Genomic DNA, 19,328 nt, shown 5'->3' with positions numbered 1-19,328 from the left:
AGCAAACATTATTCTCTTGTTATCTAAACCCTACTTATTTACTAGAAGCCCAACTGAACTCCAAAGTTTATAACACGCTGATTCATATAAGCATCACCAGCTGTATTGGTCTTAATTTCAGGGTCTTGCTGATATTTATCATAACCGGTAAAAGTCAGTAAGTTATAAGCATTTACATAAAAACGGACATTGTCTAAGAACTTAGGTAATGCTGTCTTGGGAAGTTGATAGCCCAAGTCAACAGTCTTCAAACGAATATACCATGCATTAATCAGCCAAAAATCCGAATTATAAGCAGAAGCACTATTTATTGTACCATCTTGCATTGTCAAACGTGGGAACTCAATACTTTCTCCATTTTCATAACGTTCCTGTGTCCAACGCTTTTGGTGAAGTGGCTGGAACTGACTCTTACCAGACTCAATCCCTGTTCCATTGATAGCAAAACTATAATCAAACGATCCTTGGAATAAAACACTGATACTAAACCCTTTCCAACTTCCTCCAATCGTCCATCCTAATGTTGTAGTAGGCAAGTTCGGTTTGCCAATAGCACGTTTATCAAAATCATTGATAGTACCATCACCATTCAAATCTGCATACTTTAAGTCACCTGCCTGCACAGCAATATCAGGTTTAGCCGGAGCGTCCGCAGCACCAGAATTAATCTTTTCAATATCTTCCGGTGTATAATAGCCAATCCAATGATAGCCAAAAGGCTGCCCAATCTGTCTACCCGTTTCTCTCAACCATTCATATTTCTGTTGAGCCTCAGCTTTATAATCGACTCGATTTTTAGCATAACCAAATACAAAATTGGTATTAAAATTGAAGTTACCAAAACGGTCTTGATAACCAATCTGTCCATCAAAACCTTTATTGGTAGTTTCTGCTACATTTTCAGGAGACAAGCCGATACCTAATATGTCCGGAATATCATTTCTGGTAACTAGCTGATCATAACGTTTATCTATAAACCAGTCGAAAGTCAAGGAGAATTTATCAAACAAATTCATATCTACACCAACATTAAACTTTCTCGCTTTCTCCCACGTTACATTTAAATTTCCTAAATCACCTTCTTTGATGCCACTAACACCAAAGTTGTTACCTTCACCAAACGTATAAGAATCACCTGTTTTATATACTTGCCGATACAGATAACGATCGCCGCTTGCTACATCTGACCCTACAAGACCATAGGAAGTTCTAAACTTCAATAACTGCACATTCCTTCCCAACCAATCTACATTCTTGAAAAAGTCTTCTTGAGAGATAGCATAACCTATAGCCAATGCTGGAAAGAATCCGAAATTGTTATCTTTACCAAAACGATCGGTCCCATTATATGCCATGTTCAAATCTACCAAATATTTATTTTTATATTTATAGCCTAGCTGCATCGTATAACCTTCGAAATTATTGGGAACAGCTGCATCCTTTTCATTTGTTGTACTCTGACGATTGTACAAAAACATAACATTTACATCATGTGCATTATTGAAAACATGAGCATATTTCAAAGATGCTTTGATATTCAAATCTTTGATAGCTTTATCTGTACTGTTATATACAAAATACTGCTCATAATCATAGACTCCATTCGGATTGATATTATACAAACCTGTTGCAGAATCGTAATGATAAGTCGGATATCGTGTACGCATCACTGCACGATAATTTTCATCACTACTGGAATATGCCAATTGAAAATCAGCTGCAAGCCCTGGCGTTAAGAAGTCCATCTTCCATGTTGCACCATACAAAATATTATTATCATTACGTCTAGTACGTTTATATCCTTCATTTGCCAACCGTGCGTTCAATGTCGGTTTTCTATCTTGCGTATCATATAAATAAGCAAATGAACCATCCGGATTCAAAAGTGGAGCCGAATAAGGGTGCATTTTAGAGAAATCATAAAGCTCACCTGTTACATTCATATTGTACGGTTCATTGATATCCATGAAGCGTGAAGAAACGTCCAAACGCATATTGAAGTTATCAGTCACATCAAAATCAAGATTAGTGCGATAATTGAAACGACGATAGGAATAATTAGGATTCACACCATCACCAGAATTACCCCCAAAGTCTTTTACCAAGCCATTCTGAGTAAAATATCCCGCAGAAACAAAATATCTCAATTTCTTAGAACCACCTGAGACATCAACATTTATGTTCTCCTGAAATGCCATTTTCTTAAAAATCTCATCATACCAATTGACATCAGGATGCCCATAAGGATCAGTATGATCTCTGAAAGCGATCATATCGTCTTCAGTATACGGGAAATCAGACAAAGTACCATCATTCGTATGTGCTTCCTTTACTAATTGTAAAGATTCGTAAGCGTTCAGAAATTTAGGCGTACGAACTGGGGTTTGCATACCAGTTTCCAAACGTACATTAATTTTCGGTTTACCTTGCTCCCCACGACGAGTCTTTACTACTAATACACCATTAGCACCTTTGATACCATAGATGGCCGTAGTAGAAGCATCCTTCAATATTGATATACTTTCAATTTCGTTGACATTAATTTGAGACAACTGTTCATAAGTATACTGCATGTCATCCACCATAATCAACGGTTTATTACCATCATTATTCAATGAACTGACACCGCGGATAAAGAAGTCTGAAGCATCTTTACCTGGTTGACCAGACTGTTGCTGACTAAAAAAACCCGGCAGCTTTCCTGTCAAAGCATTCTGTACACTACTAGTTGGAACATTACGAATCTCACGTGCCTGTATTCCACTAACTGCACCTGTCAACGTTATACGCTTAGCCTTACCATAACCAACGACAACGACTTCATCCAAATTTGTTTGATCAGGAGCCAATTCTACATTCAGCATTTGCTGACTATTTACTTTAATGCTTTGTTTCTTAAAACCGATATAAGAAAACTCCAATACAGCACCTTTGTTTACATTTAATTGGAAATTACCGTCAATATCGGTAATTGTACCCACTGTTGTACCTTGTATTTTTACATTTACCCCCGGCAACAACTCACCGTCGGCTGAAGAGACAATTCCCTTCAAAACGAACGATTGACCGAACGCCGAGATAAAAAGGCTTATACATACTAATATTAATAATAGTCTTTTCATAATATTACCACTTCGGATTTTGAATCATGTTATCATTCTTAACTACCTCATTATATGGGATCGGATATAAATAGCGTTTCACATCAAACGTCGTACTTAGGACATCCACTTCATTGAAACTCGTAGTATTTCCTTTTACCCTAATCTCCAAACCTTCCAAAGGATTCTTAAATATCTCTTCAGCAATTCTCCATCTGCGAATATCCCAATATCGTTGTTCTTCAAATGCCATTTCAATACGCCGTTCGTTTTGAATCACTTCACGCATCTCTGCCTGTGTCATATTTTTCTTAAGCCCATAAGGAGATTCATCATTACCTGATTCAATACCAGCACGTGCCCGTAATGCAATGATAGCATCGTACACATCCTGAGAAGGAGAAGAAAGGTACTCATTCATTGCCTCTGCATAATTCAACAACATCTCTGCATAACGAAACATAACCCAAAGATGTATTTTATTCCCATATTGAGACTCTTCACCAAATTTACCCATAAACTTACACATATAATAGCCCGTCTTAGAATATTCAGCAGAGTTAGATGGATTATTAACTCCTCCGATTGAAATATCAAGCGTATTATTCAACCAAGATGACCCATGATGCAGTATTGTATAATCCAAACGTGGATCACGGTTTTCATATGGATTACTCTGATTAAGAGTATATTTACTACCTTGTCCAGCAAACATGCCGTCCTTCATAGGGAAAGCGTCTACCAAATTTTGAGTTGGAAGCGTACGTCCTTTACCTAAATTGTCACCAGAAAATCCTAAAGGCCCATTATTGCTTTCTATAGACTTATCTTCCCCCCCCGGACGATAAAAAATGACTTCAGGATTATTAGTTTTATTATAAAAACCTAAAAAGACGTCACGAAAATCCCGATTATCGCCATCAGATGTAGACTGTGTTAAACCATATGCCCCATTACCATTCGGACCGTACTCATCAATAAATGTCTTGGCAGCTTTAGCCGCATCATTCCAACGCTCTCTATCATAAGAAGCATAGCCTATCAATTCATTACCAATCTCAATAGGACGTTCATTAAATAAAGGACTCGCTGCATATAATAGTACTCGAGACTTTAAAGCTAGACAAGCCTCACGAGTAGGAGTATGTGCATATTGTTCAAAATCAGGCATTGGATTGGTACGCAAATCATCTTTAATATCATCTAATTCATCACAAATATACTGTACACATTGCTCAAAAGTATTTCTTGGGATCTCCATATCATCACCCAATATATGTACATCATCACCCATCAAAGGAACACCACCATAGCGTTTCACTAATTCGAAATAGAAATAAGCCCTCAAGAAACGCGCTTCTGCTTTCATTGTAACATTCAATGGTTTGGTTTCTCCCTTTGCGTTCTTATAAGTCAGCATAAAAGGGACAACATCAATATGATTAATCAGAATGTTTGCCTTACGGATTCCTGAATAATACTCTTTCCATCGCATATCCGATTCAACACGTGTACTCGCAGTATACCGTCCCATTGCCAACTTATAAACATCCGGGTCAGAAACATTTATAGATATAGCATCATCAGACGCAGCATCTAAATAATCACTTCCTACACGATTGTGCCCGTTTTGCAACGTGGCATAAATATTATTCATAAACTTTACCGCATTCGTACCAAGAGAATCGGTTTTTGAAAATACAAAATCAATTGATACCAGTTCAACTGGCTCTGGTTCATACCCATCGGTACAGGATACAGCTGTAAACAACAATCCAACTCCGATTAGCGTCAAATATTTATTTCGTATCATAGATATCATAGTATATTAGAATTTAACATTAATACCTGTGCTGATGCAACGTTGTAGCGGATAGTTACCGAAGCTAACTTCGGGATCAACGAGTTCATTAGCAGCTTTTGTGAATAAGTTTTGTCCACTTACGAAAACTTTCACACGTGCTCCACCCAAATAATTACGACAGAATGAATCAGGTAAGTTATATCCTAAACTAACATTTTTCAACCGAATATAATTACCGGAACGTAACCAAAAAGAAGAGCCCCAGCCATTGCCTTGATTATACTTATTACCACCAGCACTCAACCTCGGGAAAGTTGCAGTAGCAGCAGTTTCTGGAGTCCATCGATCCAGCATATTCTCATATGCCTGTCCATAAACTTGTCCTTGAGTTTGAAAACCTTCCAATAAATTCCAATCACTCATTAAAACATCTTTATTGTACACTCCTTGCCAAAACATTGAGAATTCTAATCCACGCCATTCGAAACCTAAATCAATACCAAAATAAGAGAGTGGTTTATCGCCACCAATCATTACCTTATCAAAGTCATTGATAACTCCATCGTTATTCTGATCTTTGTACTTGATATCACCAGGCTGAATATTGTTAAATCCTTCAATTACAGGACTCTTTGTAATTTCGTCTTGAGAAGTGAAAAAACCTTCTGCTACCAAACCGAAGATTGCCCCTTTGGGTTTACCTGTAGTACGCAGATATTCATAAGGCACTTTTTGTTCATCTTTATATAACACTTTACTTTGCTCACAACTCCAGTTAGCAGATGCATAATAATTAAAATCGCCAACGTGATCTTGATAGGTAATTGAGAATTCGCCTCCATACCAACGTTCTTTAGCAATATTTTCATCTGGATAATTCTGGCCAATTAGTTCGATACTTTTTCCACGAGCCTGCAACAAGTCATAATATTTATCATTAAAATAATCAGCAGTTACCTGTAATTTGTTGTTAAACAAAGCTATATCTACACCAATATTCAGTTTATTGCCTTTTTCCCACGTTTGATATAAATTTGCCAGTTTATCTTTTTCTGTAAAACTTCCTGAACTTTGTCCTAAATTAGTCCCCAACCGATAATCATCACCTCCTGAGGAATAAGTCTGATAATACGTATAATACCCAGCATTATTCATACCATTACCTGTCTTACCATACACACCGCGTATCTTTAGTTGATTCAGCCACTCACAGTTTTCCATAAAATTCTCTTTGCTGATATCCCATCCTAAACCGAAAGCGTAAAAGGTTCCCCACCTTCTGCCTGGAGCATAACGATTGTAATAACTTTCACTTAATGCTACCTGTGCAAAATATCGCTCCGCATAATCATAAGAGACATCACCTATAATATTTGATGGATATTCAGGAAGATCCCAGTTAGTAAGAGTATTTCGCGTATCTCCTAGAACACTGGCCTTAAATTTGTGCTTACCAAATTGACGTTCATAATCAACAGCAAGCTGACCATACATCTGCCGATAGGTAGACACAGAACTAAATGAATTTGATTGCGTTTTCTTTTCTCCATACCGAGTATAAACGTCATTGCCATCCTTATCAATAGTATAATCAAAAACTTCGGAAGTTTTTGTTCGTTTCGTAGTCGAACGATTCTGAGAAGTTACACTACCTACCATACGAACAGACAAGCCTTTAACTAACTTACCAAAATCATAGCGCAAATTAATAGCTCCCAATACATCCCGAGCCCCATCTGTTATATAACCAGAGTTAATAGTCTGCGATAACAAATTATTATTGAACGACTGACTACCTCCCCATGATCCATCTGGATTTGTCACAGGATATGCATTACTTGGAGTAGAATAAATTGAACTGAGAATATCATCATACCCATTTCCAGTCCCTCCTGGTTGGGTACCTTCTTCTATACGTCCCATCAAAGTAACTTTTGCTGTCAAATCATCAGTAATATTGATGTTCACTTTAGAAGAAATCATATAACGATCAAATGTCATATTTGTATCGTGAGCATCTCCACCTGGATTTTTAAATAATCCATTTTCACCTACATAGCCTACACTAATAAAATATTGTGCGTACTTGTTACCGCCTGTAGCATTCAAATTATAAGACTGAGTAGTCGAATTTTTGTTCATCAGTTCATCACACCAGTTCACACTTGGATGTGTATACGGACTGGAATGATCACGAAACTTAATAAAGTCATCATAAGAATAAAAGGGATTTTTACCATCATTCAGCAACGCCTCATTCAATAAATAAGCATATTGAGAAGTAGACAGCGGATTTAGTTTTTTCACTGAACTCTGCACACCAAACCGTCCAGTAAATGATAACTGAAATCCCTGTTTGATAGGATCTTTAGTAGTAATTACTAATGCACCACGGGAACTGCGCATCCCCAAAAACATAGATGACAAAGCATCCTTCTGAATTGATACCGATTCAATAGCATCAGGATCGATAGAATATAATTCTCTTTGCACACCATCCACTACCACCACCGGTGCATTGTGGCGTGATAGAACATTAAATTCCGTATTATCACTATATGCCTCTTTACCCAATGTAGGGCTATTAAAGTTAAAGATGGTTCCAGAAGAACTGGATTCAATTTGACTCTTACGTGCACCACGAGTACGTACAATATCTAGTCCTGGTAAACGCCCTTGTAATGAAGGAAGAATAGTAGTTCCCATCAATGAACTAACCTGATCTGTATAAACCGTAGCAGCTGAACCTAAATAGCTTGCTTTATCTTTCGTATCATAAGGTCCATTTATTACATCTGGAAATTTCACGAACTCTTCTGTCAACGTTACTTTAAAAATACGTTCCTGATTTCTTAGCTTGTTCACCTTAATTTCCTTATGTAAAAAACCTGGATGAGAAAAACGAAGCATATCGCCCTTCTTATACTGAAATTCAAAAGTACCATCATCACCTGTCACAGTCTTAAAATCAGTATTCTTCATCGTGATTACAACACCCGAGACAGGATTGCCATATTGATCGATTACCTTACCTGTAATATTAGCCGTTCCTCCTGCTTCTTGAGCCACCGCATTCAAATGTCCCAAGCCAAGTAGTAGCCACATTACAAAACATGTGAAACAGTACCGACTATTTCTTTTATTCAAAATATTACGCATATAATCTTTTTTTAAGGTTAAACTCTATTCACATTGAAATTCGAATACGAAAGGCTCTTTTATTCCTTCTTCTACCTCTTCTCCTTCATTATCTCTACTGTCATCTGACTGGGAAATAGATACTGTTCCATCTTCATTTGTGAAAATATACTCTATACGAGAAATTGTTTCACCGTCCGGAATGTTAAAAAATCCACCAGGCCAAAGAGTTACATTATATCTTGGCAATTTCGTTTCTCTTTTCATTAGTGTTTTCGCACTCTTTTCATTGACTGTATATATCTTTCCTTCTATCGTATAAGCAGTAGCTTCTATATACACATTCTCAGCTTTTATCAATTCATTGGTATTAATATCCCCTTGAAAAGTGAATGTTACATAATCATCTTGTAAAGCAGACAAAGGTTCAATTTGATAATAGTGCGTAGAACAAAAATCAATCACAGTACCTGATCCTTCTACCACTTCAAAGCAATCATCAGCATCCTTAACAGAATAATGAGCCTCGTCTCCTCCAATCCCATCACTAGAGTGATTGATAAAAAAACTTGGTCGGAATTTTAAGTTGCTTTTTCCTGAATTACACTTAATTGTTACTGTATAATGTATTGTTCCATTTACACTAGGATAGTTATCCGATTTAAATGCAATCCATTCCATATCGTTCAAGACATTGCCTCGTACACCATATTTTTTTTTCAATGCCGCTGACCAACTCATACCTTTATAATTTGCAGGCTGTTCAGTATCTGGAATTACTGTCATTTTGTGATCCACTTCCGTTTCATACCTATCTTCTCTGTATGTCACAGTTGCATTCTGACGTACATTCCAACTTCTTGGAGCCAAGAATCCAACAATAAACGTTTCATTGCTTGCATCACCATCGATGTTTATTTCTCCACTAAACGTAAAAGTTGCAATTTCACCAGCCTTAATATAGGCAACCATCTCTCCGGCCTCGTTCTCTTGTTTAACATTTACCTCCTTAATCAAAAAGGAACATCCAAAGACTATTAAGGAAAGTACCAACAAAAAAAAGATTTTTATTCTATGTTTTTTAAAATAATATTTCATAAGCTTTTCTTTTTAAATCATTCTTCTATTTTTTCAAAAGAATAAACATAAGAGTTGCTCGAGCATCCCGGACTAATTGTAAGGGTTATATGGCGTTTCCCTTGTACAATCGGGTAAGTGATTTCAGTTATAGCTTCTCTTTCAGCACCTTCCTCCTGAAAAGTTAAGAAAAAAGGATATGTCAAATTATCAATTCTCCATGTACCATTTTTCTTTACTAAAAAAGGGAGATAGTTTTCAATATTATATGTATTATCTTTATTCATAATCAGACGAAACTGACTAAAGTCCATCACTTCAGATATATCCGTTCCATTGCGTACAACAGTTTTTAATTGCCACTTCCCATCTAACTGCTTTGGTACTTCCATATAAGAATCAGGAGCTATTTCATCTTTAAATGTATTGCAAGCACTCACAGTACCTAATAAGACGAAAAGTAAAACCGTAGTTTGTATTTTAAATCTCATATTTCTTATTTTTAATATAACAATCATTCCTATTCATAATAAGGATTCTGCAACAAATCCGGTGATTTCACAGTCTCTTTATAAGGTATTGGATAAAAATACATCGCTTTACGGAAGGTATGCTGACGAGTATCAATGATTCTTCCTGTCTTCCGCTCACCATTTCTTGTGATTTCAAAACCATGCATCATCCTATTATCTGTATCTTCAGCAATCATCCAACGACGTACATCAAAGAAACGATGTCCTTCAAACGCTAAATCCAACCGACGTTCCAACCGGATAGCTTCTGTCATATCAGCCTGGCTCATATTATTTTTAATTCCATATGTTCCATCCTCGCCAGGCTCTATGCCAGCACACTCACGTATCTTTCTCAATACAATATATGGGCTAATTTCTTGATCTCCTAGTACATCTTTATGATCAGGTCCATAATATTCATTAGCAGCTTCTGCATAATTCAGCAAAATTTCAGTATAACGCATCAATGGTCGTGCTTGCGAACCTCCATAAAGCATTTGATTTGCCATTGAACCGAATTTCAAGAATTTATGTGTATAATACCCTGTCGGAGTCCCTCGATAGATAGCGTCCTGTTGTGTTCCCACAGATATATTAATTTCAGTATCCTGCATATTACTCTTCATTATGCATCCATCATAAGTAACAGTGAACATGAAACGAGGGTCACGTTTGTTAGCAGGATTCGTAGGGTCATAATCTGGACTATCCTTAGTCGGTGTGCCATCTGCCATTGGGAAAAGTTCAGCCAAATCATGATAAACATACCCTCCAATACCATTTCCTCCTGTACTAGGAGGAGCAAACCATCGGTTTGTATCTATACTAGCTCCTGCCTTCTTTTCAAAGATTGTACCGCAATAAACCTCCGTTCCCACTTTTCCATAATAATCAGCAGGTAACAACTGTGCATAATATCCCCATCCCGGATAAGCCTCATTATTCTCATCTTCATTACGAATGTACAAATCATACTGCTTCATCTTTATCACATCAAGGGCAGCATCTACAGCAATTTTCCAACGCTCCTTATCATAAGTAGGATACCCTAACAATTCTTTTGGAAAATCAGCAGGCGCAAAATCACTACCGTTGAATAATTTGCTAGCAGCATACAAACGTACACGTGAAATTAAGGCTTTACAAGCTCCTCGGGTTACACGTCCAAATTTGTTTCCACTTCTTTCAACTGGCAATGTTTCTGCAGCTTTATTAGCTTCATCCACAATATACTCAACGCAATCCGCATAAGAGTTACGCTCCTTGATTGCTTCTTCTACAGTTTCATAAACATCATCACCAATTAAAGCCACACCACCATAATGTCTTAATAGCATTGCATAATACCAAGCACGCAAAAAGCGTGCTTCTGCTTTATACTCTTCCTTTGCCACTTCAGCCATTCGGGATCCATCTGCATATTTAAAAAACACATTTACTCGACGAATATTTCGATATGCAATTCTCCAAACATCGTCCTCAGAAATAGTAACAGGATTGACTGTTCCAGTAGCGAACATTACATCTGTCGTAAGCCCGGTACTAGCTTTATACGCAGCTTCATCACAACTAGTCTGCAATCCTCCATGATCATTATACTGATCTTTATACCGATTATGTTGGATATCAAAACCAATATCCACATAAATCTGGTTTAAGAAATCTGCCGTATAAGTACTATCAGCGAATACGGTTGCCTGATCTAAGTCCGTGGTTTCTGTCTCACCCAGAAAATCATCTGAGCAAGACGAAAAAAGCCACGCACCTACAATAGATAGGAATAAATAAAATAAGCTTTTCATATACATAGAAATAGCGGTTAATAAATTTAATTGATAAACTCTAAAAACGGTAATATTCATTATTATTAGTTCTTTTTAATATGTGTACTATTTTATTGTTATTTATCTAATGACGATTTAAAAATGATATACCACTAAAACAATTACATGTTTTTTATTAATAAATTTACTTGTATGCAGGAAAGCTCAGAACATATTAAAAAAGAAAGTCATTTCTCCCTTTTATGAAGAAATGACTTTCTAAATCAATTTACCAAGATGAATCCGTCAGTAGCTATCAATCATCTTCATCATATATGCTTTCCCAATTGAAAATACGATAAAAATAAGGACGACAAAAGTCAGCACTACCCGGAAAATCAAAATTATCTCCAGCAGTATCAGCATCAGTATTAGTAGAAAATACTAATTCACCTTCTCGTGCAAGTTCTAGATGCAAATTTACTCTAAGCAAATTTTTATAATACTGATTACCTATCTTATCCACAGAATAAGGGACATTAAACAAAATTTTTTGATCTGTAAAAGGTCCATAAGGCGTCTCACCACGATATAGATAAACAGAATGACCATAAGATACAGCTTGTCCTATCATATAGTAGTAATCTCCTTTTTTAAAGATCTGTGGCATACTACATACATAATTATTTTCCATTATAGTAGAGCGAGTTCTCTCCTCTTTCGTCGGATACATCTTTTGCCACATAAAGTTACCACTTAAATCACGTATGTAATACTCCCACTCAGAAGTTAAATCATGAGTAGTGGTGCGAGCAACTAATGGTCTGTTATTCTCTGTTACATAAAGATAAATATGTCCATCTTCATCTTTCCATATAGTAGAACCATAGCCAACATCATCTGTATTGAATTCTTCGTTTTTACTAATTCTTTTAAGATAAGTACTATTACCCGGCTGTCCTTCCAAACTGTAAACAGCTAGACAGGTACCAGTTCGAGTCATTTTACCTTCATGATTATCTATTTCCCCCCACAACATTTGAAGTTCTTTAACTCCATTATTATCAAATATCGTAGCACCACCTATCTGATAGAAATGCTCTTCATCTGTTTCTTCCATAATAGTCTCATCTGGAGCTATGTGTGTATACGCCTGATAATAACCTTCTCCATCAGGATCATTAGTTTGTATATAATCAACTAACCATCTTAAATCATCATCCGTTTCTCCAAGACTACCACCAACAGTCGTTTGGATCATAATACTATTATGTGGGAAATTACAATTACCTCTTGCTCTTGTTTCAGCATCTACAACTCCAAAATAGCTATCATTAAAAGCCCATAGAACATTTCCATCAGACAATGATGTAGATTGCACACCAATTCCACCATTCCATCCTAATGTGCGAGTAAATAGCTTATCATACTTTTTGTCTTTATAAACAAAAACCTCACCACTATGCTGACCTACATTAGGAATTAGCTGTAATTCCCATGCCGAATCTATATTTGGAGGAGTAGTCGTTACATCACTATCCACTATTTCTTCATATGCAGTTTGCGCTGCGTCATAATCGTTGCATGCAACTAACGCCACTGCAACGAAAGTTACATATAGAAGACTATATATATTTCTTGTTTTCATAAGATTTATCATTTATTATCAGCCACTCAATTATTTTCGTTAGCAATAGCCACTGGAGACATCACCTCTTTCATTTCATACCAATCATTCGAGTTATAATTATAACGATAATTCAACGTAAACTCTTTCTTCTCTGGATTATAATATGATGGGGTATCCTCAATATTTAACACTGTAATTCCACTATTTACATTATACCATTTATCTAATGTCACTTTTTGACATTGGATATATTCTCCAGTTGGCAATCCATTACTCCCGATAACAGGAACATCAATCATCTCCTCAGGATGGACCGTAACAACAATCCCTTGTTTACGGAGTTCTTTTCTATCCGATGTAAGTGTAGATCCCGTTAAAATACGAATACCATATTCCGTAACTGGAGCAACTAACTTAGTGGCATTTATTGGTTTATAATCTGGAGCATTATTCTTTTTGTCCAAAGGTTCCCAAGTATCTTTAGCTACTCTCAATCTTGTTCCATTCATAGTATAATAGCTTTTCTCCTTAGTCGTTGCATAATCATTTTTCATAAGTATCTGCATCAATACATTCCTCCTTGCAGAAGAAATCATATAGTCAGAAACAGAAGCTATTCTTAAAGGAAGAAAGTAATTATCTTCAGGTTCCAGCCCATCAATATTTACTTTAATTGGAAATAAAGAATAAGATGAATTTGCATTTGGATATAAATTTATACTCCAATCATCTACTTTATAATGAGTATCTGGTAACTCCAGGACATAGTTTTTGTAATTATCCCCATATCTCTTTTGATTATAGTCCGATAATACAGTTTCATTCCTTTCCAGTTCTACCATCACTTCTTTTTCAATTGGAGTTGTACCACTTGCATAAACAGAAAGGTATCCTATTTCCTCCCCGCCGAAAGCAAATTCTCGTTGGAAAATATTATCTTCTCCACTAACAATATAAATTTCCTTACGATACTGTTCATCCTGATAAAACTCTTGCTCGCAGGATGTGAGAACAGCAGTAGCTGTCACACCTACCATAAGCATCAATTTATTTGTAAAATTTCTATATTTCATAGTTTATACATTTAAAATTTTATTTATCCCAACCAGGATTCTGATCAAGAACAGAAACCTTTCTAATCTCATCCAAATGTAAAGGTAACCATACCATCTTAGGTTTGAAATCACGTTCAATTATTGATTTATACTGAATGACAGTGGGCTGATAGAATCCTTCCCATTCAGCCTGTTCTACATTTAACCCCATTAAAGGTTCCCTTTCTAAATCTTCAACAATTCCCCAGCGTCTAATATCATAATAACGTTGTCCTTCCCAAAATAACTCAATCAAACGTTCACGTTGAACAACTTTATTAAAAGCTTCCACTGTAATCAAATCATCCGCTGTTAATCCCGGAATACCAGCACGATAACGTATCTGATTAAAATAATATTTGATAGCTTCTGTATCACGAGTATAAGTCTGACCATCAATTTCATATGCTTGAGTTAAATTATTCAAGGCTTCTGCATAAGCAAGCAATATTTCTGCATATCGAATAATCGGAAATGACTTATCTTTTTGACGCGCCCCACTACCACTCATAGCATCTTGTGGATTGATATATTTTCGAGAAGTATATCCAGTTATATTATAAACATTATTATTAGAATGATTTTTACCAGAATTAGCTCCATTCCAATAATCAATATTAACATTTTTCTTAGCACTTTCAGTAGTAGATCCCATCGCCCACCAAGCATGTGAGTAACCAATATTCACATAGAAACGTGGTTCACGATTAGTATATGCCAAATATGTTCCTTGGCTGATTTTATAACCTTCAGATAAAACTTTGCCTTCTGTCGTCACACAAGTCTTATCATAAGGACGGGATATATACGGATATGCACTACTAGAATTTTTAATATCACGCCCATCTGCCATATAAAATTGGTCTACTATATGCTGAGGTACACATAAACAAGAAGATCCTCCAAAATTCAATGGGAATACGTAACCCATATGGCTACCAACCTGCGCTGTAGAACTACACCATATGAACTCCGGATTTTGATTAATAGCAAGCTCTCCATTAAACATTTCGGCATAAGAGCGATACGGATCTACGACTTTTTTATCTCCCATCCCTACACCATTTGGAAATTCTGCAGTAGGAACCTCTTGCGGTAGAGTGACTACATATGTACCATAATTCCCTGATTCAGGATGTTCAGCATCAGTAGAAGCAGCAACAGTATATAATTGATATCGTCCTAAATCAATAACCTTCTTCGCAGCCGCAGCAGCAAGTGCCCACTTACGTTCATCATATGATTGAGAAACATAATGATCTCCATCTGTACAACGGGTAAAATCACCAAAAAATCTACGGGCTGCCTCTCCACCGTTATATAATGGGCTAGCAGCTTGTAATCTCACACGAGCAGCTAAAGCTAAGGCAGCTCCTTCTGTAGGAATATATTGATCCATCGAAGTGGTAGCATCAGGTAAGTTTTTAGCAGCTTCATCAAATTCTGAACAAATATAATCCACACATTCGTCATACGTATTACGCGTTCTTGCATAATACTCCGCTTCCTCATTATTACTAACAATTTCATCACCTAACAAAATCATTGGACCATTCTGTTGCAAAATTAAATAATATGCATAAGCTCTTAAGAAACGGCATTTTGCACGAAATTCCATTCTTTCAAAACTATTCATATCACGAACACCATCAATATGTGGCAATATAGTATTCACCTTACGAATCACCTTATAACATTTAGGCCAAATATTGAAATCCCATGTCCAACCGCCCATTGAACTAGAAGTAATCTCATTATTCATTAACTTCGTTCCAGAGAATTGTATAACAACCATACCATTCCAATCACCACAGCTCACAGCCTCGTCTGAACCTGTAACTCCAGGAGTGTTCCCATATTCCCAAATTTTATCGACAACAGGAAGCAGAGCGGCAGCCCCATTAAAATAACGTTCAATATTACGCTTATTTGCATAAATAGAATCTTCTTGAAAGGTATCCTCAAAATAATCATCTATATTCAAATAATTACAAGAAGCAAAAAAGCCGGATACCAATAACAGAACCGATAATATAAAATATTTTTTCATGAACTAATTTCTATTAAGTTTATACATCGTATTAGAAATTCAAATATAGCTGCAATGAATAACGTGCAGGTAAAGGATAAGCCTGTCCACAAGATGTCGCTTGTTCTGGATCGAATATATTTACAGAATCCCATACTGCCAAATTTTCACACATCAACTGAATATTCATGGAATTAATGCCCAAAATACGTTGTAATGCAGGAACTTTTAGATTATATGCCAAGCTCAATTCCTGTAAACGCAAGTAACGGGCATCACCCATCCAAAATGTAGAAGGTTTCGTATTATTCTCATTTTTTCCATAATACAAACGTGGAAAACGAGCATTTGGATTCTCTGTAGCCTGATTTCCTGAATATTCAGCAGAAATCCAACGATTCTCCGGATTATAAGCAATTGTCATTATATTTCCTTTATCCTTCTGATTAAATGGCATGTATCCATCGAAGTTTCTACCATCCGAACCGCCATATAAGAACTTATTACGTCCTGTCCCTTTGAACAAGACATTTAGTGTCCAACTTTTATAACGAAACTCAGCACCAATACCATACATCAACTGTGGTACCCCTGAATAAGCAAATAAAGGAACTTTATCATCATCAGTAATTTTACCATCACCATTTATATCTCGATATTTAATATCACCAGGACGTACCGTACCAAATTGTGTAGGACTCATTTCTACATCTTGTTGATCTTTAAACAATCCCATAGCAACAAATCCACGTTGTACATTATTGGCATAACCATTATTTTCCAAATATGTATAAGGCTTCTTTGTATCTTCCCAATTTAATATCTTATTCTTACTCAAAGTAAAATTACTACGTAATATCACATGTGCATCCTTTCCTATCTGTTGATAGAATTCCATATTTCCATCAGCACCCCAGCTTTTCATACGACCTATATTACCATAAGGCATTTGAATCAAACCTACATAATCAGGAATTTGTTTACGTTCCTGAAAAATACCATCTCGTGTATCCTTAAAATAATCTAAAGTCAAAGTAAATTTATCTTTAAACAAATGCAGATCCATACCAACATCAAATTTCTTTGCTTTTTCCCACATCAAATTATTGGCACCAACTTGTTCTTCTGTTAAGCTACCAGTCCCTCCCCAAGGATTTGAAGCATTTTCTTCTTTTATTAGGGTCAGATAAGGAAAACGTCTAGAACTGATGCGGTCATTACCAACAACACCATAAGAAACGCGAAGCTTGAGAAAATTCAACCAACTTACATTTTCACGTATAAATTCATATGAAGATGGTACCCATGCGAAAGCTCCTGCCGGAAAGAATCCATATTGTTTACCTGGTTCAAAGTTTTCAGATCCATTCAAACCAAAGTTCAAATCCCAAAAATATGTATCTTTAAAACCATATGTAAAACGGCCCGAAAGACTTTGATAACGCTTTGGTATAGCATTCATACTTTTATCTGCACCAGTTTCAGATGTATCTTCTATATAATAAAACAGTAAACCACCTAAACGATGATCGCCAAAGGTACGGTCATAATTAACATTTGCCTCTAAATATAGCTTCCTCCAAACCCAAGCAGCACTGCTATATGTAACGGTTTTCTCATCAGCTATTTTCTCAAAACTCAAGGTTCCATTAGGGTTACGCTCCTTCAAAGCTTCATTTAGTTCTGGCATTTTATAGCGTGCTTCTCCAAATAAACTTTGTGTATCCCATGATCCCTGTACTTTAGCTGATAGCCCTTTAGTAATCATCGACAAATCCTGTGTAATACCTAAAGTAACTAAATTCCTGGTATTCTGTTCTCTAGCATTACCTGTATAATTCAATAGAACATACGGAGATATTTCATCCTTAGTTCCTGCAGCAGGATAATATCCGTTTGAATAGCGTAATGGATAGCTTATTGGAGTAGTCTTTGCCTGTGAACTCCATAGCCAATCTGTCAAACTGACTCCTCTAGAATATTCCCCCATGCTCGGGCGAGTATTCACCGACATATAGCCAGTTGTTCCAATATAGACTTTAGTTGTTTTAGTCAAATCTATATCCAAATTCAAACGATAATTATAAGTATCATAGCCTACACCTTTATTGTATTTACTATCTTTGGATGGATTATAAGCCGCAGATTCTTTCGACATTCCTAAACTTGCAAAATAACGGGCAACACTGCTACCACCTTGAGCACTTACATAATAAGTTTGCTGGAAAGAATTGGGATTTAAAATAACATCTTGCCAGTCAATGTTTGGGTACAGATCCGGATCTAAGCCATATTTTATAATATCCATTTCTGTCTTGTTATAAATAGGAGATAATCCGGTTGCAACAGAAGCTTCATTTGCCATTTCAGCATATTGAGTGGCATTAACATATTCAGGTAAACGTTTTAAATGTGAGATTGTCATATTAGCACGACCACTGATCTTCAATTTGGACTCCAAACCACGCTTCGTCGTTACCAATACTACACCATTTGCACCTCGACTACCATACACCGCTGTAGCCGCAGCATCTTTCAAAACAGAAAAACTTTCAACATCGGCAGCATCTATCTGACTCAAACTACCTTCCAAACCATCAATCAACACTAATGCACCACTATTAGCACCAAACGTACCAATTCCGCGCACCCAAAACTCGGAAATATTTTTGCCCGGTTCACCACTAGATTGAACTCCAATCACACCTGCAACACGACCTGCTAGTGTATTAACTATATTTGTAGCAGGAACCTCTAGTTGCGCTGGATCCATCGTTGTAATTGCACCAGCAACACTGACCTTTCGCTGCGTACCCATACCTACTACAACTACTTCATCAATATTCTCCGTAGCCGGTTTTAAGGTAACTTTAACATTGTCAATTTTATTCGTCAAACGTTGCTCATAGTTTTCATATCCCAAAAAAGACACAACCACTATATCATATATATTTACCTTTAACCGAAATTTACCATCAATATTAGTTGTTATTCCCACACCTGGTTTATCTTTAACATATACATTTGCTCCCGGAACTGGTTCATTAAATTCATCGAAGACTGTACCAGTCAACATAAAGCTTTGCTCTTTCTGTGCATGTACTTGTGCTACAAACGCAAGAAGCAAAGCAAAAATTACAAATATTCGATTCATATTATATTAAATATAAAGTTTCA

Annotated in this window: 10 protein-coding genes; all 10 read right to left on the bottom strand. The window is 36.4% G+C overall.

Annotation, left to right across the window (positions count from 1 at the left end; translation table 11 throughout):
* Nucleotides 1-41: 41 nt before the first annotated feature.
* The 10 genes from KTR07_RS07710 to KTR07_RS07665 all read right to left on the bottom strand — a co-directional run bounded on the left by KTR07_RS07710 (nucleotide 42) and on the right by KTR07_RS07665 (nucleotide 19,305).
* A complete protein-coding gene (locus tag KTR07_RS07710) occupies nucleotides 42-3,122 on the bottom strand; it encodes a TonB-dependent receptor (RefSeq protein WP_008760974.1) in 3,081 nt (1,026 codons plus the stop codon).
* A gap of 4 nt (nucleotides 3,123-3,126) precedes the next feature.
* Nucleotides 3,127-4,923, bottom strand: coding sequence for a RagB/SusD family nutrient uptake outer membrane protein (locus tag KTR07_RS07705; protein WP_008764317.1), 1,797 nt, complete (start codon nucleotides 4,921-4,923; stop codon nucleotides 3,127-3,129).
* 6 nt (nucleotides 4,924-4,929) lie between these two features.
* The gene (locus KTR07_RS07700; protein ID WP_008764316.1) at nucleotides 4,930-8,064 is read right to left on the bottom strand and encodes a SusC/RagA family TonB-linked outer membrane protein; all 3,135 of its coding nucleotides are present in this window, start codon (nucleotides 8,062-8,064) and stop codon (nucleotides 4,930-4,932) included.
* 24 nt (nucleotides 8,065-8,088) lie between these two features.
* On the bottom strand, nucleotides 8,089-9,141 hold the full coding sequence (locus KTR07_RS07695) for a DUF4961 domain-containing protein (RefSeq protein WP_008760969.1): 1,053 nt from the start codon (nucleotides 9,139-9,141) through the stop codon (nucleotides 8,089-8,091).
* A 17-nt stretch (nucleotides 9,142-9,158) separates the two neighbouring features.
* Nucleotides 9,159-9,611, bottom strand: a complete 453-nt coding sequence (locus KTR07_RS07690) for a DUF5004 domain-containing protein (RefSeq protein ID WP_008760968.1) — start codon at nucleotides 9,609-9,611, stop codon at nucleotides 9,159-9,161.
* A gap of 29 nt (nucleotides 9,612-9,640) precedes the next feature.
* The gene (locus KTR07_RS07685) at nucleotides 9,641-11,497 is read right to left on the bottom strand and encodes a RagB/SusD family nutrient uptake outer membrane protein (protein WP_117981314.1); all 1,857 of its coding nucleotides are present in this window, start codon (nucleotides 11,495-11,497) and stop codon (nucleotides 9,641-9,643) included.
* Between the two features lie 217 nt (nucleotides 11,498-11,714).
* Complete coding sequence (locus KTR07_RS07680; RefSeq protein WP_008764314.1) at nucleotides 11,715-13,046, bottom strand: DUF5005 domain-containing protein; 1,332 nt, start codon at nucleotides 13,044-13,046, stop codon at nucleotides 11,715-11,717.
* Nucleotides 13,047-13,072: 26 nt separating this feature from the next.
* A complete protein-coding gene (locus tag KTR07_RS07675) occupies nucleotides 13,073-14,101 on the bottom strand; it encodes a BT_3044 domain-containing protein (protein WP_008764313.1) in 1,029 nt (342 codons plus the stop codon).
* A 19-nt stretch (nucleotides 14,102-14,120) separates the two neighbouring features.
* The gene (locus KTR07_RS07670) at nucleotides 14,121-16,172 is read right to left on the bottom strand and encodes a RagB/SusD family nutrient uptake outer membrane protein (protein WP_008764312.1); all 2,052 of its coding nucleotides are present in this window, start codon (nucleotides 16,170-16,172) and stop codon (nucleotides 14,121-14,123) included.
* Nucleotides 16,173-16,203: 31 nt separating this feature from the next.
* Nucleotides 16,204-19,305, bottom strand: a complete 3,102-nt coding sequence (locus KTR07_RS07665; RefSeq protein WP_008760963.1) for a TonB-dependent receptor — start codon at nucleotides 19,303-19,305, stop codon at nucleotides 16,204-16,206.
* Nucleotides 19,306-19,328 lie beyond the last annotated feature (23 nt).

It is taken from the genome of Bacteroides sp. MSK.20.82 (assembly GCF_019052485.1).
Classification (GTDB): domain Bacteria; phylum Bacteroidota; class Bacteroidia; order Bacteroidales; family Bacteroidaceae; genus Bacteroides; species Bacteroides thetaiotaomicron.
This window is presented reverse-complemented; position numbering and strand designations above follow the sequence as displayed.

Excerpts from the sequence above, each read along its gene's own strand:
- KTR07_RS07710 (WP_008760974.1), bottom strand. The coding sequence starts at position 3,122 with ATGAAAAGACTATTATTAATATTAGTATGTATAAGCCTTTTTATCTCG.
- KTR07_RS07705 (WP_008764317.1), bottom strand. The coding sequence starts at position 4,923 with ATGATATCTATGATACGAAATAAATATTTGACGCTAATCGGAGTTGGA.
- KTR07_RS07700 (WP_008764316.1), bottom strand. The coding sequence starts at position 8,064 with ATGCGTAATATTTTGAATAAAAGAAATAGTCGGTACTGTTTCACATGT.
- KTR07_RS07695 (WP_008760969.1), bottom strand. The coding sequence starts at position 9,141 with ATGAAATATTATTTTAAAAAACATAGAATAAAAATCTTTTTTTTGTTG.
- KTR07_RS07690 (WP_008760968.1), bottom strand. The coding sequence starts at position 9,611 with ATGAGATTTAAAATACAAACTACGGTTTTACTTTTCGTCTTATTAGGT.
- KTR07_RS07685 (WP_117981314.1), bottom strand. The coding sequence starts at position 11,497 with ATGAATATTACCGTTTTTAGAGTTTATCAATTAAATTTATTAACCGCT.
- KTR07_RS07680 (WP_008764314.1), bottom strand. The coding sequence starts at position 13,046 with ATGAAAACAAGAAATATATATAGTCTTCTATATGTAACTTTCGTTGCA.
- KTR07_RS07675 (WP_008764313.1), bottom strand. The coding sequence starts at position 14,101 with ATGAAATATAGAAATTTTACAAATAAATTGATGCTTATGGTAGGTGTG.
- KTR07_RS07670 (WP_008764312.1), bottom strand. The coding sequence starts at position 16,172 with ATGAAAAAATATTTTATATTATCGGTTCTGTTATTGGTATCCGGCTTT.
- KTR07_RS07665 (WP_008760963.1), bottom strand. The coding sequence starts at position 19,305 with ATGAATCGAATATTTGTAATTTTTGCTTTGCTTCTTGCGTTTGTAGCA.